A 19,152-nucleotide genomic window follows, 5' to 3' on the forward strand; every position below is an offset into this window, starting at 1 on the left:
GACACGCGGGCCCGGCCCCGGCGTGCGTTCAGCAGCCGGGTTCGGGAAGATCCAGGTAGGACAGAAGATCAAGACCTTCTCTGCGGTACTCCGAGCCAGCGGCTCCCAGCGCCTGCGCCAGCCCCAGCAAGGCCCGCGCCGACTGGTACAGGTCGGCGTCCCCAGCCGCGAGGACGGCCCGGAAGGTGGCCTCCGCCGCCGGGTCCCCGGCCGCCAGCTCGCACTCCCCGATCGCGTTGAACACGTCGCGGAAGAGTGGCGGATCGCCGGCCCCGATGACCAGGGCGCGGATCGCCGCACAGTGCGCGGCCGCCTCCTCGTGCCTGCCGAGCCGGGCCAGGCCGACCGCCGCCGTACCGTGCGGCCGGGCCACGTCCGGCTGGCCGTCGAGCCCGCCGAACATGTCCACGGCGGCCAGCGCGGCCTCGACGGCCTGCGAGTACCGGCCAGCGCGGAGCAGAGCGTGCGCCTCGGTGGCCACGCACGCGCCCTCCCCGTGCGTGTCGCCGATCCCGGCGAAGAGCGCGCGGGACTCGTGGAAGCAGCCGATCGCGCGTTCCCAGTGGCCCCGCCGGCTCAGGATGTTGCCGTAGTTGAGCAGGAGCGTGGCCCGGCCGAGCGGGAAACCGTCCAGCACGAGCTTGAGGGCCTGCTCGTAGTCGCTGACCGCACGCAGGGTGTGTCCCAGGTGGACGTACGCGATGGCCCGGCAGTTGAGGACCATCGCCGTGCCGCGCGAGTCGCCCAGCTCCTCGAAGAGCGCGAGCGCCCGGTCGTAGTACCCGACGGACTCGGCGGTGTGGCCCTGCTTCCGGCGGGCGTTGCCGAAGTTGCCGAGCGAGCGGGCCTGGCCCATCAGGTCACCGGCGGTGTCGCGGAGCCCGATCGCGCGCTCGTGGCACTCGGTGGCCTCCGCGAGCCTGCCCAGCTCGCCGTACGCCAGGCCGAGGCTGTTCAGGATCTCGCCCTCGGCGTGCGGCTCGGCCAGCTCCCTGGCGGCTGTCAGGGCCTGCCTGCCGGTGCCGAGCCAGTCGGCGAGGTAGCCGCGTGTGTGGAAGTACCTGGTGAGCGTGTGCGCCAGCCGCCAGGTGTGGCTGTGCAGCCCGGCAGCCGATGCGTGCCCGACCAGGGCGACGAGGGCCGGCCGCTCCGTCTCGAACCAGGCCAGCGCCGCCCCGTGGTCCGCGAACTCAGGAGCCGCCCGGCCGGGCACCGTGGTCCGCACGTGCGTGGGGTCCATCCGGGTCGCGGCCACGGTCGCCGCGTCGAGGTACCAGCCGAGCAGCCTGCCGATGGCCGCGTCACGCTCGGCCGGGGTGTCCTCGGCCGCCGACAGGTCAGCCGCGTACTCCCTGAGCAGGTCGTGGAGCCGCCAGCGGTCCCCGGACGGCTCGATCAGGTACGCGGCGGCCAGCCGGTCGAGCGCTCCGGCCGGGTCGGTGCCGGTGAGGGCGGTGATCGCCGCCGGGTCGGGTTCCGGGGCCGGGCTCAGGCCGAGCAGGCGGAAGACGCGGCGCGCCTCGGGGTCCGCTGCCCGGTACGACAGCTCAAAGGTCGCGCGGACCGCCGCCTGCGGGTCGTCGCCCGAGGCCAGCGCCGCGAGCCGCCCCGGGCTGCCGAGCTGGGCCACGAGGTCGCTGGCCCGCTGGTCAGGGTCGGCGGCGAGCCCGGCAGCCACCAGGCGCAGCGCGAGCGGCAGGTACCCGCAGAGCCTCGCCAGCTCCGCGGCCTCCGCCGTGGACGGAGCCAGCGGCCCGAGCACACCCGTCAGCAGGCCCACCGCGTCCGGCTCGGTGAGTACTCCCAGGTGGACGGTGCGGAAGTCGTGCGTCGCGGCCAGCCCGCGCAGGTCACCCCGGCTGGTGATCACCACGCGGGAGTGTGGCGTGCCGGGGAGCAGCTGCCGGACCTGGGCCGGAGAGGCGGCGTTGTCGAGAACGATCAGCATCCGGCGGTCGGCGAGCAGCGAACGGTACAGTGCCGCCTGTTCGTCGGGCTCCTGCGGGATCTGGGCCGGCGGGACGCCGAGGGCGCGCAGGAAACGGCTCAGCACCTCCTCCGGCGGGAGCGGGCGGGCCGGGGAGTAGCCGCGCAGGTCGACGAAGAGCTGCCCGTCCGGGAAGCCGGCTGCCGCCCGGTGCGCCCAGTGCAGGGCGAGGGCTGTCTTGCCTGCTCCCCCGGTACCGGCGAGGACGGTGATGCCCGCCGCTCCGTCCAGTTCGGCCAGCTCGGCTGACCGGCCGGTGAAGCTCGGCACGGCGGCCGGCAGCTGGCGGGGCCGGGCGGCCGGGCCGCCTGAGGGCACCGGGTCCGTGGCTGGCGGCGCGCCGAGCAGGAGCTGCTGGTGCAGGTCAGCCAGTGCCGGGCCCGGCTCGGTGCCCAGCTCGTCGCGGAGCCGGGCGCGGGCCTGCGCGTACCGGTCCAGTGCCTCGGCCGTGCGGCCGGAGCGGTGCAGTGCGAGCATGAGCTGGCCGGTGAGCGGCTCGTTCAGCGGATACTCAGCGACCAGCCCGGCCAGGGCCGCGACGATCTCGGCGTGCCTGCCGAGGGCCAGCTCGGCGTCGTGGAGCTGGCCGAGGAGCGCGAGGCGTTCCTGGTCGAGCCCGGCCCTGGTCCGGTCGGCCCAGTCACCGGTCGCCCCGGCCAGCGCCGGGCCACGCCACAGCGCCGCCGCCTCCCGCCACAGCGCCGTGGCCCCGGCCAGGTCACCGGAGCAGGCAGCCGCCGAACCCTCGGCGGCCAGTGCCCGCATCCGGAACACGTCCACGCTGGACAACGGGACGTCGAGGACGTACCCGCCGCCGCGCCTGGCGATCAGCCCGGCCGGGATCAGCCGGCGGATCCGGGCGATCTGGCTGTAGAGCGTGCTGCGGACAGCCGGCGGTGGCGCCTCGCCCCACACCCGGCTGATCAGCGTGTCCATCGGGACCGGCTGGCCCGCGTACAGGGCGAGAGCCGCGACGAAGCACGCCTGCTTGCCCGAGCCGACTTCGGCCTGCCCGCCGTCAACACTGACAGTCACAGTGCCCAGGAGGCCGACGTCGAGCATGTCTCCTCCTCCGGTGGCGTGGCGATGGCTGGCGCGTGAGCCACAGATTGCAGCATCGCGGCCGGCCGTGGTTCAACGGCTGCCAGATCGTTGCAAGATCTGTGCCAGGTCCACAGTGCACTCTGGCGTCACCGCCCGGCGGGCGCGGACTGTCCTTCGCGTGCCCGCCGGCGTCACAGGAAGGGGAGGCCCATGTCTTACCTGGTCAGCCCGCACGGTCACACCGGCGGCCAGACCGGCGCCCCGCCGGGGGCTCACGCCGCGCCCGGCCCGGCGGCCGCCGAGCCTGCCCGGCAGCTGTCCCGCCCGCCGTCCCGTGGTCTGGATGGGACGCTGTGGGATGCGTGGTGCCGCCGATGACACCGCTACTGGTGATCGCGGGGGTGCTGGTCACGGCCGGGGTGGTGTGCGGGGTGCTCCGCAGCCAGTTCGCCGTCGTCACGGTGTCCGGCGCGAACATGGAGCCGGCCCTGCGCAACGACGACCGGGTGCTGGTGCGGCGGCGGAGGCTGAACCGGGTACGCCGGGGCGAGATCGTGGTGATCGACCGGCAGCCGGGTGCGGACAAGGCGCTCCGCTGGCTGGTCAACCGGGCGGCGGCTCTGCCGGGTGATCCCGTACCGGCCGGCCTCGAACCAGCGCTGCTGCTGGCGGCCGGCGACCGGGTGCCGCCGGGGCGGCTGGTGATCCTCGGCGACAACCAGGAACTCAGTTTCGACTCCCGGCACTGCGGCTACGTACCGGCCGACCAGCTCCTCGGCGTCGTCGTCCGCAAGCTGTGATCCTGGGCTTCGCCCGGCCAGGCGAAGCCTGAGCGCTGGAAGGGGCACGGCGGCCGGCCCTGCTTCATCCGACTACCGCGCCCCTGGCATTCCCCCCGGCGGCTGGCAGATCTCCTGTGGCTGGGTCTGGCGATCATCCACCCGTCCTGAGTAGCGTCTTCCATACAGTGCGGCTTACGGAAGTTGGCTGCCGTTGGCTGAGGCGTTGACCAACAACGGCTTCCGGCCGATACGCGTGCGGCTTCCTCCAGGCTACGGGCGAGGCCATTGTGGACGGTGATACGTTCGGCCGGGCGCTGCGGCGGCTACGGGCGCAGCGCGGGCTGTCCCTGCGGCAGCTCGGCTCGGCGACGAGTTTCGACTACACCTACATCTCCCATGTGGAACACGGCAGGCAGCCGGGGTCGCTCCGGCTGGCCGAGCGGTGCGACGCGGCACTGTCGGGTAACGGCGCATTGATCTCCGCCTATCGCAGCCAGGAGCGGCTCGCGGCTAGACTTCCAGCGGGGAACGTCGATGACTGGAGTGAGATGCTGCGGCGGACATTCCTTGCGGGGACAGCCGCGGCAGCCGCGGGCCTGGGTGCGCTGGACCTGCCGCCAGCGCCCGGCGGGCCCGCCGATCCCGAGGCGATCGCCGCCCTGCGCCGGGTGTCCGCCGAGTACCGGCGGTCCTATCGTTCCGTGCCGTCCTCCGAGCTGATGCCCGCCGCCCGCGCCCACCTGGGCCGGGCACTCGCGATGCGGCCGGGCAGCCGGTCGGCGGCCCAGCACGCCGCGATCCTCAGCACGGCTGGCGAGATGGCCTCCCTCGTCGCGGTACTCCTGATGATGGATCTTGGATGGCGCGACCAGGCACAGCCGTATCTGGACCTGTGCTGGAAGGCCGCCAGGAGCCTCGACGATCCGGAGCTGCAGGCCGTGACGCTGGGCGCGAAGAGCTTCGCCGTGTCCTACGGCGCCGGGCGGCACCAGGACGGGCTGGAGTTCGCCGAGCTGGGCTGCGAGGTGGCGGCGACCGGCGCCTCGTGGGAGACCCGGGCCTGGGTGGCTGCCGTCGCCTCGGAACGGCACGCGTCCCTCGGCGACGAGCGCGGCTGCCGGGAACGCCTCGCCGAGGCCCGCTCGGCCCTGGAGCACGTGCCGGGCGACGACAGCGTCTGGCTGGGGCTCGGCGGGTTCAACGGGGACAAGCTGCTGGCCTACGAGGGCGGGGATCTGGTGCGGCTGGGCAAGTTCCGCGAGGCGGAGCCCTTACTCGACGCGGCGATCAGCCGGTTCGACGAGAGCAGTCAGCGGCACAAGTGCACGGCGCTGCTCGACCGGGCGGAGGCGCGGTTCGGCGCAGGGGAGGTCGACGGCTCCTGTGCGGACGCGAGCGCCGCACTGGCGATGGCCTTCCAGGTGCAGCACGCGCAGAACCTCAGCCGGCTCGACACGCTGTCCCAGCGGGCGCTGGCCACGGGCTCGGCGGCCGGGCGGGCGCTGCGGCGCGAGGTGATCGCGGTGAAGGCGGACTCGCTGGACGCCAAGGCCAGGGGCTCAGAGTCGTGAAAGCACTGATCACCGACTTCGGCGGCGTGCTGACCAGCAGTTTCCTGGGCTGCCTCTCGGCATTCGACGCGGCAGAGGGCCTGCCTCCGGGCACGCTCGCCTCGGCGGTGGCCAGCGACCTCGGCCGGGATCTGGAGCGGGGCGCGATCGGGCAGCGGGAGTTCGAGGAGAAGATGGCGGTCCGGCTGGGTGTCGCGCCGGAGGGCCTGCTCGCGCGGATGGCCGCAGCGCTGGAGCCGGACGAGGCGATGCTGGCCGGCCTGGCCAGGATCAGGGCTGCCGGAGTGCGGGTGGCCATCCTGTCCAACTCGTGGGGCACCGGCCACTTCGATCCCTACCGGCCGTTCGATGTGGAGGGCCGGGCCGACGTCGTGGTGATCTCCGACCAGGTGCGGCTGCGCAAGCCCGACCCGAGGATCTTCGAGCTGACGGTGGCCAGGCTGGGAGTGCCGGCCACGGCGTGCGTCTTCGTCGACGACGTCAAGGACTATCTTGTACCCGCTGCGAGGCTGGGCATGACCGTCGTGCACCACCGGGACGCCGCAGGGACCCTGGCCGAACTGGACCAGCTGCTGGACCTCTGAACACGGGAGAGCCGCTGCGGGGAGGGGTACCCGCAGCGGCTCTGGTTATCGCGTTCCTAGACGGTCAGCGTCCAGGTGTCGATCTTTCCGATGTCCTGGGCTGCCGCGTCCTGCACCCGCAGCTTCCAGGTGCCGTTGGCGACCTCGCCCGACAGGTTCACCGTGTAGGTGGTGTTGATGTTGTCGGCGCTGCCACCTGCCCGGTTGTGCAGCACGTAGGCGCTGCCGTCCGGGGCGACCAGGCTCACGACCAGGTCACCGATGTAGGTGTGCACGATGTGCACCTCCACCTTGGACGAGCCCGACGCGTTGCCCGTGCAGCCGGAGGCGGCGACGGAGCTGGTCACGGTCGTGTTGTCCGGGATGGCCACGTCGGTGCCGTTGGTGAAGGACTTGCCGCAGCCACCGGGCGGTACGGTCCCGCCGAGGGAGTCGGCGGCCGTCTTGATCGCGGCGGCGAAGTGGCTGACCTGGGTGTACACGCCGGGCTTGCCCGGACGGGCGCAGCCCTCACCCCAGCTGACGATGCCGACCTGGATCCAGGCGTTGTTCGCGTCCTTGCGGAACATCGGGCCACCGGAGTCGCCCTGGCAGGTGTCCACGCCGCCCTGGTTGTAGCCGGCGCAGATCTCCTCGGCGTCGACCAGGCCGGAGTAGCTGCCGCCTGCCGCCTTGCAGGTGGCGTCGCTGATGAACGGGACCTGCGCCTTGAGCAGGTACCGCTGCTGCGCGCCGCCCTCGGACGCCGCACCCCAGCCGGCCACGTCGAACGTGCCGTTGTCGTACGCGTTCGTGGTAGCGATCGGCAGCAGCGGGATGCCGGAGACGGGGCTGGCCAGCTTGATCAGCGCCCAGTCCTTCCCGGTCCCGTTGTAGCCGGGCGCCTGGAGGACCTCGACCGACGTGCGCTTGACCGCGGACGTGTCCTGAAGGTCGACCACGCCCATCGTGGCGGTGATCGACGTGTTGGGGCCAGATCCGTTCACGCAGTGCGCGGCGGTGAGAACGATCTGGTTGGTGTACAGCGCTCCGCCACAGCCCATCGAGAGCCGGACCATCCAGGGGAATTCTCCCTGGGCGGCACGGGTGCCCCCGACGACAGTTGGGCTGGGGTCGGTGGCTGCCTGGGCTGGCGCAGTGGCGGCCAGGCCGCCGGCCACGATCCCGGCGAGCGCGATCGCGCTGGCCTTGATCATGGTGCGAAATGCGATTGCCACGGAAACCTCCCTGAGGGGTACCGCCTCCCCGGCATGTGCGCCGTGGGCGGGTTGGGAGGAAACCTAGCGATCACCATCACTGGAAGCAATATCGGAGTATGTCAATTACTTTGGGTTGTTCAGTGACTACACAGCAGAGGATCTCCCGAGCTTCACTCTCCATTCAGGAAGAACTTCGACCGCCGTCCATTGCTTTGGCGGCTGTGCCGCCCTACTGTGCGGTAATCACTCCACAGAGTGATGAATATCGCTCCACTGTGCTCTTGTCCCCTCGTACCCGTCGTGCACAGGAGGAAACCGTGAGACCCACCCGCGTTCTCGCCCTGCTCGCCTTCGCCGTCGTCCTCGCGCTGCCCACGGCGGCCCACGCCGCGCCGCCGGTACCGGGTTCGATGGCCAGTCTCGGTGACTCGATCACGCGCGGCTTCAACGCCTGCGGCTGGTACAGCGACTGCACGTCGCGGTCGTGGAGCACCGGTACCGACACCGGGGTGAACTCCCACTACCGCCGCATCCTCGCGATCAACCCGGCGATCAGCGGCAGGAACTACAACGACGCGAAGTCCGGCGCGAAGATGTCCGACCTCGCCGGGCAGGCCTCGACGGCCGTCAGCCAGGGCGCCGGGTACGTGACCATCCTGATGGGAGCCAACGACGCCTGCACGTCGACCGAGGCCGGAATGACCCCGGTCAGCACGTACCGCGCCCAGCTCGACAGCGCCCTGAGCCGGCTGAAGTCCGGCCTGCCGAACGCCTCGGTGTACGTCGTCAGCGTGCCGGACATCAAGCGGCTGTGGGAGGTCGGCAAGGTCAGCGGCTCGGCCCGTACCGCCTGGTCGATGTTCGGCATCTGCCAGTCGATGCTCGCCAACCCGACCTCGACGGCCCAGGCCGATGTGGACCGCCGTGACCGGGTGCGCCAGCGGGTGGCCGAGTACAACGCGCAGCTCGCCCAGGCCTGCTCCGCGTACGGCGCGCAGTGCAAGTTCGACGGCAACACCGCGTTCAACTACCCGTTCCAGCTCTCGCAGGTGTCCGGCTGGGACTACTTCCACCCGAACGCCGAAGGGCAGCGGGTGCTGGCCCAGATCTCGTACGCCGCTGGCTTCGGCTGGTAGCTGACCGACGGGTCGCCGGGTGATCGGCTACTCGTACTCGGTGCCGCCCTTCCTGGTGAGGTAGGCGTCCGAGACGAGCTTGCCGATCGCCCGGCCGCCCAGCACCTCGCTGCGCCGCTCGGTGGCCGGGCGGACGACCAGGCCCTCGCGCAGGTGCGCGCCGGTACCGGAGATGACCTCGGTGCCGGAGGCGAGAGCGAGCAGCGCCGCCTCGTCGTACGGCCCCTCGTAGAGCACCGGCGCCGTGGGCAGCCCGTGGTCGGCGGCCACCTTGGCCAGCTCGGCCGGGTTGAGCCAGCGCGGCTCGGGAGCGCCTTCGGCGTGGATCGCGATGTCGAAGACGGCGTACACCGGGGCGGTGGTGCCGTAGCTGAGGTCCTGCACGCCCTTGCCGTACACCTCGCCGAAGATCCCGACCCGGGTCGCGCCGAACTGCCCGGCGATCGCCTCGGCGGCTTCGGGCAGGCCGTGGGCGCGGGCGGCACGCCAGTAGAGGTTGGACTCCGACTCGACGAGCGCGAACCTGCGGGCACCCTGGCCCTTCGAGGACACCAGCATCCCGTCCGGCGTGCGGGTGAACAGGCACGCGGTGCCGTGGATCTTCTCGGTGGCGACGACGGGCTCGCCGGGGGTGAAGATGCCCGGGTACCGCTTGATGTTCTCGATGTCGACCCAGGGCAGCAGATCCGCGGCGGGGATGATCTCGCCAGCCATGTGCACGGGCACCGGTGGCACCCACTTCACGATCCCGAGGTCGGCGGCGAAGTCGCGTCCGCTGTGGCTGGCCTCCGCCAGGTCCGTGCCGGCGAGAGCCGACGGGCGGCACACGATGCCCTGGGACAGCTCACCACGGAGCCGGACGGCCTTCACCCGGTTCTTGGCCGAGCCGGCCAGCTTGCCGGTCAGGCCCAGTTCCTCGATCAGCTCCGGCGGGAGCACCGAGGCCTCGGGCAGGTAGACGGCGAAGTCACCCGTGGCGAACTGCCCCTTCGCGACGACGGCACGGTACAGGCCGACCTGGGCCAGTTCGAGCACGTCAGCGTTGGGATGCGGATGGATGGTCAGCTGCTCGGCGGTCACGGTGAGTGTGGACATGGCCGACAGCGTCCCAGGCGGGGCTGGCCGTTGACGAACGAATTCCGGGCTGTCAGTAGCCGGTGACGCCGTCGATGCTCTCGCGGATCACGTCGGCGTGGCCGCAGTGCCGCGAGTACTCGTCGATCATGTGCAGGTACACCCAGCGGAGCGAGATCTTGGTGTCTGGCTTGAAGACCGGGGCGAAGGTGTGGTCCAGGTCCAGATGCGCGATCGCCTCGTCGGCCAGGTCACACTCGTCACGGAACGTGGCGAGGTCCGCCTCCGCGTCGGCCTCGGCGACGAGATCGAAGTCCCCGTCCTCGAACTCGTCGGTGCAGAACAGGTCCGACGGCCCCTGACCTGCGGCGTTGCTCCGGAACCACCAGCGCTCGCACTCGGCGAGATGCCGGACGAGGCCCAGGAGAGTGAGCGTCGATGTGGGGATCGGCGCGGTCTTGAGCTGCTCGGCCGTCAGGCCCTCGCACTTGCGGAGGATCGTCTCCCGGTAGAACGCGAGCATCGCCGTGAGCTGCTCGCGTTCCGAACCGGTGCGCGGGACCTGGGTACGCGCGGTGACGGCCGGGGCGGTCCAGCCACCCGTCGAGTTATTGATCATGGTGTGGATCATGGCACGGGGAAAGGGAAACCCGTCCAGCCTTTTGATTAGGAGCGCAGGGCCTCCTCGGCCGCTGCGAGCGCCGCGCTGCGGTGCTCCGGGACGAGGCCCAGCCGGATGCGCCGGTCGAGCAGGTCACCGGCGTCGAGGGCACCCTCACGGGTGACCGCCCAGTCCAGCTCAGCCCGGGTCACGGGCAGCCCCGGCGCGGCCGGTGCCTGGTCACCGGCAGCGACGAGCGGGGCCTCGGTGCCGTAGAGGGCGACGAGGCGGGCCGGTGCCGCCACCGCGCCCAGCTCGGCGCGAGGTGCCGCGCCGACCAGCGGCAGGTCACGGGTCCGGCAGGGGGCTGCCGTGAGACCACCCAGGGTCACCGCCCGGTCGATGGCGTCCTGGGCCATCCGCCGGTACGTGGTGAGCTTGCCGCCCACGATCGTCACGACGCCCTGCTCCGAGGCCAGTACGGCATGCCGGCGCGACAGGTCGGCCGTCTTGCCCTCGGCCGCCAGGAGGGGCCGCAGACCGGCGAAGGTACCGAGGACGTCGGCGGGCCGGATCGGGGTCCGCAGGGCTGAGGACGCGGCGGAGAGCAGGAAGTCCACCTCGGACTGTGAGGGCTCCGGCACGTCGGGGATCGGCCCGTCCACCGGCTCGTCGGTCAGCCCGACGTAGGTCCGGCCGTCGGGCTGCGGGAGGACGAGAACGAAGCGGGAGCGCTCCCCCGGTACCGGGATGTTGAGCGCCGCGACCGGATCGCCGAACAGTGCCGACGGCAGGACCAGGTGCGTGCCGCGCGAGGGCCGCAGCCGGATCGACTGGTCGAGCTGACCGGCCCACACGCCGGCCGCGTTGACGACGACCTTGGCCCGTACCTCGAACTCGCGGCCGGTCAGCTCGTCGCGCAGCACCGAGACCCGGCCGAGCCTCAGTGCCCGGCAGCGGGTCAGGATGCGCGCGCCGTGCCCGGCGGCTGTCCGGGCCAGGGCGACCACGAGCCGGGCGTCGTCGGTGAGCTGCGCGTCCCAGTGGGCGAGCGCGCCGCGCAGGCCAGCAGGGTCGAGCGCCGGGGCCAGCCGGAGCGCCTCCACGGCCGAGATCCGGCGCGGCTTGGGGAGGGCTGACCGGGGTGTCCTGGCCATCGCGCGGAGGGTGTCACCGAGGCCGAGCCCGGTACAGGTGAGCAGGGCGGTGCCCCGGCTCACGGCGGGCGTCAGCGGCAGGAGGAACTGGCGCGCGGCCACCAGGTGCGGGGCCGTCCGGGTGAGCAGGATGCCCCGCTCGACGGCGCTCTCGTACGCGACGCCGACCTGACCGCTGGCCAGGTACCTGAGCCCGCCGTGGATCATCTTCGAGCTCCACCGGCTCGTGCCGAACGCGAGGTCGTGGGCGTCGATAGCGGCGACGGTCAGGCCACGGGACGCGGCGTCGAGAGCCGCGCCGGCCCCGGTCGCGCCGAGGCCGACGACGAGGACGTCGACCTCGGAGAGCTGGTCCAGCTCCTCGGCGCGGCGGGCGGCGTTCAGCGCGGTGCTGGCGGGGGGCCGGGTGGTCATGACGCCAGGTACCGGTCGAGGAGGAGGGTCAGCTCGGCGTCGAGTACCGGGAAATCCTGCTCTTCGATCATGATCTGCCCGGAGATGGTGAAGGACTGGACCGTGAGCAGCACGCCCCGCCCGAGCAGCTCCGGCTGGACGGCCCGGATCGAGCCCTCGGACTGGCCGGCCTCGATCTGCGCGACGAGCTGGGTCAGCATCGCCAGCTGGCTGGCGCCGAGCCGGTCCACGACATACGGCAGCAGGACCTCCGGGTCCAGCTCGACGATCCGGCGGAACATCGGGTGCGCGCGCATGACCCGCACCCCGTCGACCAGGCCGCTGACCATGCGCTCCCGGACCGTCGCGCCCTGGGCTGCCGCGGCGACCCCGGCCATCTGGCCGGTGAACTCGCGGGTCATCACGTCGGCGACCAGCCCGGCCATGTCCGGCCACCGCCGGTAGATGGTCATCCGGGACACGCCGGCCCGGCGGGCGATGTCGGTCAGCGTGGTGCGGCGCAGCCCGACAGCGATGATCCGGTCCCTGGCCGCGTCGAGGATCAGATCCTCGCTGGTCCGCGCCTCGGAACCTCGCGCGTCAGGGGTCCGGGCCGCAGGGACCCGTGCCTCCGGGCTGGAGATTCGCGCCTCGGGGTGGTGAGCCTCGTTGTTACGAGTCGACGTCATGTGTCACAGTGTAACTTGTGAATACCTTCGACGCACCCATGCGCTGGGGCGGCTGGGGCGACCCGGACCGCACCGCGACCCTGCCCGAGTCCGTCACCGCCCTGCTCGGCTCGGCGCTGGGCGTCGAGCGGCCCGGCCAGCCGATCCCCGACGCCGCCTCGGCGAAGCTGCCGCCGAGCCGGATCACCGAGCTGCCCGGCGCGGACTCCTCCGCCGGGGCCCGGCTCGCGCACCTGCGCGGCAAGTCGACGCCCGACCTGCTGAAGATCCGGGCCGGCGACGTCAGCGCGGTGCCGGACGCCGTGGCCCGGCCGGAGAGCCACGAGGAGGTCGTCGCGCTGCTGGCCGAGTGCGGCCAGCGCGGGATCGCCGTCGTGCCGTTCGGCGGGGGCACGTCGGTGGTCGGCGGGCTCACGCCGGAGACGGGCAAGCCGGTGCTCGCGCTCGACCTGGCGCGCATGGACCAGCTGATCGCCTTCGACTCCGAGTCGCGGACGGCGACGTTCGGGCCCGGTGCCAGGGCGCCACAGGCCGAGAAGCTGCTCAACCAGCGCGGATACACCCTCGGGCACTTCCCGCAGAGCTTCGAGTACGCGACGATCGGCGGATTCGCCGCCACGCGGTCCAGCGGGCAGGCCTCGGCGGGGTACGGCCGGTTCGACGAGCTGGTGGTCGCGCTGCGTGCGGCCACGCCCACCGGGACGATCGAGACCGGACGGGCCCCGCGCTCGGCCGCCGGGCCCGACCTGCGCCAGCTGCTGCTCGGGTCCGAGGGCGCGTTCGGCGTGATCACGTCGGTTACCGTCGCCATCCGGCCGGTGCCGGAGGTCAAGCACTACGAGGGCTGGACGTTCGAGGACTTCGCCGCTGGTACGGCTGCCATGCGGTCACTGGCGCAGGACGGTCCCCAGGCGACGGTGCTGCGGCTGTCGGACGAGTTCGAGACGGCGATCGGGCTCTCCCGGCCCGGCAAGCTCGGCCACGGGGCCGGTGGCTGCCAGCTGATCCTCGGCTTCGAGGGCACGGCTGCCGAGGTCGAGGCGAAGCGCGCCGCCGCGGGCGACCGGCTGCGGGCACTCGGCGGGGAGCCGCTGGGCACCGAGCCGGGCGAGGCGTGGGCGCACGGGCGCTTCTCCGCGCCGTACCTGCGTGACGCGCTGCTCGACGCGGGCGCGCTCGTGGAGACGCTGGAGACGGCGACCTTCTGGTCCACGATCCCCGACCTGTACGAGGCGGTCCGGGAGGCCATTGTGGACACACTGGTCGAGGGCGGTACGCCGCCGATGGTGCTGTGCCACGTGTCGCACACGTACCCGGCCGGCGCCTCGCTGTACTTCACGGTCGTGTGCGCGCTCGGCGAGAACCCGATCGAGCAGTGGGACGCGGCGAAGAAGGCCGCCTCGGAGGCCATCGCCTCGGCCGGTGGCACGATCACCCACCACCACGGGGTCGGCCGGGACCACCTGCCCTGGTACGCGGCGGAGATCGGGCCGGTCGGCGTCGCGGCGCTGCGCGCGGTCAAGCAGGCCGTCGACCCGGACGGCATCCTGAACCCGGGAGTCCTGATCCCGTAGGAGATGTCACGCAGGTGCGGGCACGGAGGCGTGCCTGCACCTGGCGTCTCCCCCGCTGGTCAGCCCCGCGGAGGTACGTACGACTTCACGCTGCCGGCAATCGCCGCCGCGATCGCTGTCAGGGCGCTGAAGATGACCGTCAACCCGGCCGCGATGCTGTTGAACTTGCCGAAACCGAAGACGAACTCGAACTGAGCGCTGAAGGCCGTGCCGAACAGGATCGGCGCCGCCACGAACACCGAGACCACGTACACCGTGCACAGTGCGCACAGTGTCCACGCTGCAGGAACCCTGCGAGCGACCGTGAACCCCGCCGGGACCAGCACCGCCCCGGCCGCGAGGACGCCGCCGATCACGTTCACCACCACCATCCGGGACCAGTGGCCGGCCGTCCCGGTGGCGTAGACGACATCGTGGAGCACGAACGCGGCGAGCGCGGCGGCCGTGAACAGCGCGAAGATGCCCGCGATCAGCGCCGCTACGGCATTCGCCCTCGGCTTCGGCCTGGGCCGCGCAGCCACCGGCCCCGGCCCGGCACCCCACGGCACGGGCCCGCCGCCACCGCCCGGCATCGGCGGCTGGCCAGCCTGACCGGGCGGAGGCAGCTGCCCCTGCTGGGGAACCTGGCCCGGCTGAGGGAACTGACTCTGCTGTGGAACCTGGCCGGGCTCGGGCGAACTGGGCTGCGGTGGATTCGGCTGCATCCGCGCTCCTCGTGAGTTCCGGCGACACGAACCTGCCGACCATCATGGTCGGTGATCACCGCGAGCGGAAGGCCGTGCCCATACCTCTAGGCCATCTCCTCTTCCTCGCCCTCGGCCCGCTGGACGTAGGTCTGCGCGATCTTCTTCTCGTCCTCCTCGGCGGGTTCTGGGGCCTCTTCGCGCTGGACGGCCAGCCGCTGGACCTGCGGCGCGTCCTGGGGGCCCTCGGGCTCGCGCTGGGCAGTCGCGTCGCCGCCTCCGTGCTCGCCGTGCCCGCAGCCAGACCCGCAGCGCTGGACGGCGGCCGCAGGAGCGGCGGGGACCGGGGCTGGAGCCGGGGCTGACATGACACGGTCGGCGTTGGCCACGGCCTCCCGCTCGAACCGGTCCGACGGATCGGAGATCTTCACGCCGCCGCCGGCGTCCGTGCCGTCCACGGGACCGCTGCGCTGCTGGACGACGTGGGTCAGCTCGTGAGCCAGCATGTGCTTGCCGGCCGGGGAACCCGGATCGTACTTGTCCTGCTGGAACACGATGTTCGAGCCGACGGTGTACGCCTGCGCGTTCACGGACCTGGCCGACTCGTGGGCCTGCGATCCGGTGTGGACCCGGACGTCGCCGAAGTCTGCGCCCAGCCGGCCCTCCATGTCGGCCCGGGTGTCGGCGTCCAGCGCGGACCCGCCGCCCGAGTTGACGACGGAGTGCACCGGGGACTCCTCGGTCATCATGGCCCCGGCCGCGCTGTTGCCCGCCAGCCGCTGCACGCCCAGCATCCCGGCGGGACCCAGCACGTCCGGCCGTCCGGCGAGGGCCGCCCGGCCGATCAGGTCGTGGTCTTCCCGCTCGGGCCGGTCGCCCTTGGGCCGGTAGCTCTCCTCGACTGCGTGCTCATGACCGCGCATGTGTCCAGCATGAACCCGTCAGCCCGGCGCACGGCACGGCTCCGAGGGCATCGCTAGCTGCCCACGAGGGCAATGTAGTGCCCGAACTCCCGCTCCAGGCACAACCTGCCCAGTTTCTTGTACTCCCGCGCGACCGCCCCGATCAGGTCGGCCATCTCCACCGGCCGCCCGGCCTCCGCCGCGAGGTACCCGGCGGTGATCGCCGCCGAGCGGATGTGCCCGCCGGCCAGCTCGAAGGCTCCCGCCACGAAGCCGAGATCGAGATCGGTGCCCCGGGGCAGGAGCGTGCCCAGGCAGCCGTCCCACAGTGACCGGCGGAGCTCGTCGTCGGGGAGCGGGAAGTCGACGACGATGTCGATCCGCCGGGTGAACGCCTCGTCCAGGTTGGCCCGGAGGTTGGTGGCCAGGATCGCCAGCCCGTCGAAGGTCTCCAGACGCTGGAGGAGGTACGCCGACTCCATGTTCGCGTACCGGTCGTGGGCGTCGCGCACCTCGCTGCGCTTGCCGAAGATCGCGTCGGCCTCGTCGAACAGCAGGACGCCGTTCACCCCGGCGGCCTCGGTGAAGATCCGCTCCAGGTTCTTCTCGGTCTCCCCCACGTACTTGTCGACGACGGTGGCCAGGTTGACGGTGTAGAGGTCGAGGCCGAGCGAGCCTGCGATCACCTCCGCCGACATCGTCTTCCCCGTACCGGAGTCGCCGGCGAACAGCGCCGTGACGCCCCGGCCCCGCCCGCCGCCCGGGCGCATCCGCCACTCGTCGAGGACCAGGTCCCGGTACCGCGCGCGGGCCGACAGCTCGCGGAGCTGGCTGGTGATCTGGCTGGGGAGCACGAGGTCGTCCCAGCCCACGCCCGGCTCGATCCGGCGGGCGAGGCGTTCGAGGCCTGCCGCGTTCTGGCTGCGCGCGCCGTGCCGGAGCTGCCCGGCGCCGATGACGCCGTCGTCGCCACTGGCGGCGAGCGCCGCTGCGCTGGCCGCGCGCCGGATCTGGGGCGGGCCGAGGGTGAAGTGCGCGGTCACGGCTGCCGGGTCGAGGCCGGCCTCGAGCGGCTGGCCTTCCAGAGCCGACCGCCACAACGCTGCCCGGACACCTGCCGGGACGCCGTCGGCGCCGAGGGTCAGGGGGCTGCGGTGACTCCATTGTGGATTCCAGCCGGCCGTCCCGTACAAAATCAAAGGTTTTCCGGCGAAGACGGCCAGGAGTGACGACGGGTCGCACGCGTCGACCGGCCCGAAGACCAGCCCGGCCGACCCCAGGACGGCCTCGCGGAGCAGGGCCTTGGCCAGGTCGGGCTCGTAGCGGCCAGCGTCGGCGGCCAGGCCTGGCCAGCCGGCGTCGGCGAGCGCCGTCATGCCGAGCGCCTCGCCGCTGGCACCGGGACGCTCGCGCAGGTAGATCAGGTCAGCCCCGCTGCGCAGCGCGCGGGTGAGGCGGGCGGTGTCGGGGAGCGCGGCGAGCAGCGGCTCGGGCCGCGTGCTGGTCAGGACGCTGGCGAGCGCGGCATCGGGCCGGTCGTCGCCGAGCAGGTGGGCGGTGACCCGGTCGGGCGCACGGAGCGCACGCGACAGCAGCGGCCGGTCGGCGTCCTCGATGATCAGGAGACCGGACTCGGCGAGAGCGTCCACCCTGGACCTCGCGTACGCCTCGGCCTCCGGCAGCCCGCACAGCCGCAACGCGAGCCCGACACTGGCCCGGCGGCGCGTGACGTCGTCGTTGAGATAGCCGTAGAACTGCTCGAACCGGCTGTCCACATCCGGCGCGAGCGCGATCAGCAGCAGCTCGGTGTCGAGCGGCGGCAGGCCGAGCCCCGCGAGCCGCCCATGACTGTCCTGCCCGGCGGCGGCGAAAGGGTGCCGGGGGCTGTCGAGCAGCGCGTCGATCGCCTCGTCAGACAGATACAAGCCTCGGAACGGGTCGTCGGGGGCCGGATCAGTGGCCCGCCGGTCAGCGATCGCCTGGCGGACCCGGTGCTCCAGGCCGGCCAGCCGTTCGAGCAGTGAACGCATCAGCCCTGCTCCCGGGTCCGGTGCTGCCGGGCCATCGCCACCCGCTCCCCGTTGCCATTACCGCCCATGTCGAGCGTGACGCCGCCCTCGACCGGCGGGCCGGCCGGGTAACGGCGGCCGGAGTCGACCGGGGCGCTGATCACGACATCCAGCGAGGGCTTCAGCTCGCCGCCCAGCGCCGTCCACACATCGGCGAAAGCCCGGTCCTCCGGCGGCGGCAGCACAGCCGTCAGCGGCACCGGCAACCCGATCTCGGCCAGCGAACCACCCAGCAGCCGCACCGGCAGCGAGTCGTACCGCAGCAACGTCGTCAGCAGACTCGACAGCAGGCGGTGCTCATCCTCCGGCCGCTGCGTCCAGGCCGTGATCAGATAAGACATTTTGATGTACCGGGGCGGCATGTGCCGCGCGCTGACCATCCCCTCCGCGTCGTACTCCGCGATCAGGCCACGCTGACGGCGGCGCATGTCCTCGCGGATGTCGTACAGGTACATGTTGACGGTCGGGGCGTTGCGCCGGGCGGCCCAGTCCTTGGTCGGAGCGTCCAGCGCGATCTCCACGGCCGTACCCCGCAGGGCCTCCTCCCGGAGCAGCGCACGCAACGCGTCGTCGACCTCGTGGATCATGCCTCCATGCTTCCGGCCCTGTTCCTGCCTGGACAGGGCCGGAAGGGCACCCCGCGCTGCCCCTTAGCCCCGGGGCACGCCTTCCGGGCCTCGCCCCGGGGTCCGGCCTCGACGCAGAACCCGCATGCCGAGCGGCCTCTCTCCTGCGAAGATCAGGGTTAGTCTATGGGTCTTCGCTACTGGGGGCTGGTCCGCCGGCCCGCCGTACCTCGAAGGAGCAGCTGTGCAGGTTGCCGCAGAGTGGTGGCGTAGCCGACCGGCGCGTGCGTTCTACCTTGTGGCAGGGGCCGCATTCGGCCTGGTCGTCGTACTGGCCTCCCCGCACCGCGGGACACAGGCGTGGGTGGTGTGGGCGTCACTGGCGATCGCACTGGCCGCGACCAGTGGTGCGGTGTTCGGCTACGGGCTCACGCTGTGGCCGGAGATCACCGGACTGGGCCCCATCCGCCTTGGCCGGGTCGCCGCGTTCGTCGCGCAGATCGCCGCCATCGGTTGCGCCATCCTCGCGCTCGGGGCGGTGCTCACCCTCAGCCAGAAAACCGATCCGGCCATCGTCCGCGAACGAGACCTGTCTGGACTGATGCTGACGATGTTCGCGGGGCTCGCGGCGGTGCCCGTAGGCGCTGGGCTCGGCGCGATCCGCGAACGGGCGCGGGCACCGCACGGCACTCCAGGCGAGCAGGTCGAGCAGATTCTCGCGTTGAACCGCCTGCTGGCCCGCCTGCTCGGCGCCTTCGGAGCGCTCGTCGCGCTGGCGACCCTCGCCCTGGGCGCCGCGCTCCGGCAGGGCATACATCCACAGCCGGAATCCGCTGTCGTGATCATCTTCGGTGCGGCCTGGTCGGTGGTCGTGGCGTGCGCGTACGCCCCTGCGGCTGGCGCCCTCCGCGAGGCAGCACAGGCGTTGTGCCGCACCGTCGTACCGCTGGGTGACACCCCCGCCGCCGACCTGCCCTCGCGTACCGAGGACCGCCGCCAGCTGGAGCAGGCTCTCGGCGTCGACCGTGGCGTCCTCGCCGGAATCCAGTCCGGGCTCATCATCTTCGCGCCACTCCTGGCCAGCACCACAACGGTATTCCTACCCGGCTAACCCCGCCGCGCTCCCGGCACGGTTTCCCGG

Annotated in this window: 17 protein-coding genes; 7 read left to right on the plus strand and 10 right to left on the minus strand. The window is 72.3% G+C overall.

The features are described 5' to 3' along the window. Positions 1-28 precede the first annotated feature (28 nt). Positions 29-3,049: an AfsR/SARP family transcriptional regulator gene (locus A3G1_RS35255; RefSeq protein WP_018350606.1), complete on the minus strand. Its 3,021-nt coding sequence runs from the start codon at positions 3,047-3,049 to the stop codon at positions 29-31. 192 nt (positions 3,050-3,241) lie between these two features. Between A3G1_RS35255 and A3G1_RS40625 the strand changes: the two genes are divergently transcribed. The 4 genes from A3G1_RS40625 (at position 3,242) to A3G1_RS40635 (ending at position 5,968) form a co-directional block, all read left to right on the plus strand. Next, positions 3,242-3,409, plus strand: coding sequence for a hypothetical protein (locus tag A3G1_RS40625; protein ID WP_157641179.1), 168 nt, complete (start codon positions 3,242-3,244; stop codon positions 3,407-3,409). After that, positions 3,406-3,831, plus strand: a complete 426-nt coding sequence (locus tag A3G1_RS35260; protein ID WP_018350607.1) for a S26 family signal peptidase — start codon at positions 3,406-3,408, stop codon at positions 3,829-3,831. The genes A3G1_RS40625 and A3G1_RS35260 overlap by 4 nt, the downstream gene beginning before the upstream one ends. 269 nt (positions 3,832-4,100) lie before the next feature. After that, positions 4,101-5,384 carry an NsdA family TPR-like regulatory protein gene (locus tag A3G1_RS41155; RefSeq protein WP_018350608.1) on the plus strand — a complete coding sequence of 428 codons (1,284 nt, stop codon included), beginning with the start codon at positions 4,101-4,103 and terminating at the stop codon, positions 5,382-5,384. Continuing rightward, positions 5,381-5,968 (plus strand): HAD family hydrolase, encoded by a 588-nt coding sequence (locus A3G1_RS40635; protein ID WP_018350609.1) that lies wholly within the window; start codon positions 5,381-5,383, stop codon positions 5,966-5,968. The genes A3G1_RS41155 and A3G1_RS40635 overlap by 4 nt, the downstream gene beginning before the upstream one ends. Before the next feature lie 56 nt (positions 5,969-6,024). On the opposite strand, the gene A3G1_RS0116645 is transcribed toward A3G1_RS40635, so the two are convergent. After that, on the minus strand, positions 6,025-7,185 hold the full coding sequence (locus A3G1_RS0116645; protein WP_245563512.1) for a trypsin-like serine protease: 1,161 nt from the start codon (positions 7,183-7,185) through the stop codon (positions 6,025-6,027). Between the two features lie 299 nt (positions 7,186-7,484). Here A3G1_RS0116645 and A3G1_RS0116650 point away from each other — a divergent pair, with 299 nt between their 5' ends. Then, positions 7,485-8,303 (plus strand): SGNH/GDSL hydrolase family protein, encoded by an 819-nt coding sequence (locus A3G1_RS0116650; RefSeq protein WP_018350611.1) that lies wholly within the window; start codon positions 7,485-7,487, stop codon positions 8,301-8,303. Positions 8,304-8,330: 27 nt separating this feature from the next. Here A3G1_RS0116650 and A3G1_RS0116655 read toward each other — a convergent pair whose 3' ends face one another. From A3G1_RS0116655 to A3G1_RS0116670, 4 genes are read right to left on the minus strand one after another with little or no spacing between them, the layout of a single operon-like run. Beyond that, complete coding sequence (locus A3G1_RS0116655; protein ID WP_018350612.1) at positions 8,331-9,398, minus strand: RNA ligase (ATP); 1,068 nt, start codon at positions 9,396-9,398, stop codon at positions 8,331-8,333. 52 nt (positions 9,399-9,450) lie between these two features. Then, the gene (locus A3G1_RS0116660; protein ID WP_040478678.1) at positions 9,451-9,996 is read right to left on the minus strand and encodes a DinB family protein; all 546 of its coding nucleotides are present in this window, start codon (positions 9,994-9,996) and stop codon (positions 9,451-9,453) included. 47 nt (positions 9,997-10,043) lie between these two features. Beyond that, a complete protein-coding gene (locus A3G1_RS0116665; RefSeq protein WP_018350614.1) occupies positions 10,044-11,549 on the minus strand; it encodes a glycerol-3-phosphate dehydrogenase/oxidase in 1,506 nt (501 codons plus the stop codon). Further along, a complete protein-coding gene (locus A3G1_RS0116670) occupies positions 11,546-12,217 on the minus strand; it encodes a TetR/AcrR family transcriptional regulator (RefSeq protein WP_018350615.1) in 672 nt (223 codons plus the stop codon). The genes A3G1_RS0116665 and A3G1_RS0116670 overlap by 4 nt, the downstream gene beginning before the upstream one ends. A gap of 38 nt (positions 12,218-12,255) precedes the next feature. Between A3G1_RS0116670 and A3G1_RS0116675 the strand changes: the two genes are divergently transcribed. Further along, the gene (locus tag A3G1_RS0116675) at positions 12,256-13,791 is read left to right on the plus strand and encodes an FAD-binding oxidoreductase (RefSeq protein WP_018350616.1); all 1,536 of its coding nucleotides are present in this window, start codon (positions 12,256-12,258) and stop codon (positions 13,789-13,791) included. Between the two features lie 59 nt (positions 13,792-13,850). On the opposite strand, the gene A3G1_RS0116680 is transcribed toward A3G1_RS0116675, so the two are convergent. From A3G1_RS0116680 to A3G1_RS0116695, 4 genes are all read right to left on the minus strand, one after another. After that, positions 13,851-14,495 (minus strand): hypothetical protein, encoded by a 645-nt coding sequence (locus A3G1_RS0116680; RefSeq protein WP_211216322.1) that lies wholly within the window; start codon positions 14,493-14,495, stop codon positions 13,851-13,853. Positions 14,496-14,581: 86 nt separating this feature from the next. Continuing rightward, positions 14,582-15,397 (minus strand): eCIS core domain-containing protein, encoded by an 816-nt coding sequence (locus A3G1_RS0116685; RefSeq protein ID WP_018350618.1) that lies wholly within the window; start codon positions 15,395-15,397, stop codon positions 14,582-14,584. Positions 15,398-15,450: 53 nt separating this feature from the next. Beyond that, entirely contained in the window at positions 15,451-17,406 is a 1,956-nt protein-coding gene (locus A3G1_RS0116690) for an ATP-binding protein (RefSeq protein WP_018350619.1), read from the minus strand. Next, positions 17,406-18,032: a Pvc16 family protein gene (locus A3G1_RS0116695; protein WP_018350620.1), complete on the minus strand. Its 627-nt coding sequence runs from the start codon at positions 18,030-18,032 to the stop codon at positions 17,406-17,408. The genes A3G1_RS0116690 and A3G1_RS0116695 overlap by 1 nt, the downstream gene beginning before the upstream one ends. 277 nt (positions 18,033-18,309) lie before the next feature. On the opposite strand from A3G1_RS0116695, the gene A3G1_RS0116700 reads away from it, so the two are divergent. Further along, positions 18,310-19,122, plus strand: coding sequence for a hypothetical protein (locus A3G1_RS0116700; protein ID WP_018350621.1), 813 nt, complete (start codon positions 18,310-18,312; stop codon positions 19,120-19,122). The last annotated feature ends 30 nt before the right edge of the window (positions 19,123-19,152 follow it).

Source organism: Longispora albida DSM 44784, from assembly GCF_000379825.1.
GTDB lineage: Bacteria > Actinomycetota > Actinomycetes > Mycobacteriales > Micromonosporaceae > Longispora > Longispora albida.

Bases quoted from the DNA above. Each gene is read 5' to 3' on its own strand.
- A3G1_RS35255 (WP_018350606.1), bottom strand. From the start codon at position 3,049: ATGCTCGACGTCGGCCTCCTGGGCACTGTGACTGTCAGTGTTGACGGC.
- A3G1_RS40625 (WP_157641179.1), top strand. From the start codon at position 3,242: ATGTCTTACCTGGTCAGCCCGCACGGTCACACCGGCGGCCAGACCGGC.
- A3G1_RS35260 (WP_018350607.1), top strand. From the start codon at position 3,406: ATGACACCGCTACTGGTGATCGCGGGGGTGCTGGTCACGGCCGGGGTG.
- A3G1_RS0116655 (WP_018350612.1), bottom strand. From the start codon at position 9,398: ATGTCCACACTCACCGTGACCGCCGAGCAGCTGACCATCCATCCGCAT.
- A3G1_RS0116660 (WP_040478678.1), bottom strand. From the start codon at position 9,996: ATGATCAATAACTCGACGGGTGGCTGGACCGCCCCGGCCGTCACCGCG.
- A3G1_RS0116665 (WP_018350614.1), bottom strand. From the start codon at position 11,549: ATGACCACCCGGCCCCCCGCCAGCACCGCGCTGAACGCCGCCCGCCGC.
- A3G1_RS0116670 (WP_018350615.1), bottom strand. From the start codon at position 12,217: ATGACGTCGACTCGTAACAACGAGGCTCACCACCCCGAGGCGCGAATC.
- A3G1_RS0116675 (WP_018350616.1), top strand. From the start codon at position 12,256: ATGCGCTGGGGCGGCTGGGGCGACCCGGACCGCACCGCGACCCTGCCC.
- A3G1_RS0116680 (WP_211216322.1), bottom strand. From the start codon at position 14,495: ATGCAGCCGAATCCACCGCAGCCCAGTTCGCCCGAGCCCGGCCAGGTT.
- A3G1_RS0116685 (WP_018350618.1), bottom strand. From the start codon at position 15,397: ATGCGCGGTCATGAGCACGCAGTCGAGGAGAGCTACCGGCCCAAGGGC.
- A3G1_RS0116690 (WP_018350619.1), bottom strand. From the start codon at position 17,406: ATGCGTTCACTGCTCGAACGGCTGGCCGGCCTGGAGCACCGGGTCCGC.
- A3G1_RS0116695 (WP_018350620.1), bottom strand. From the start codon at position 18,032: ATGATCCACGAGGTCGACGACGCGTTGCGTGCGCTGCTCCGGGAGGAG.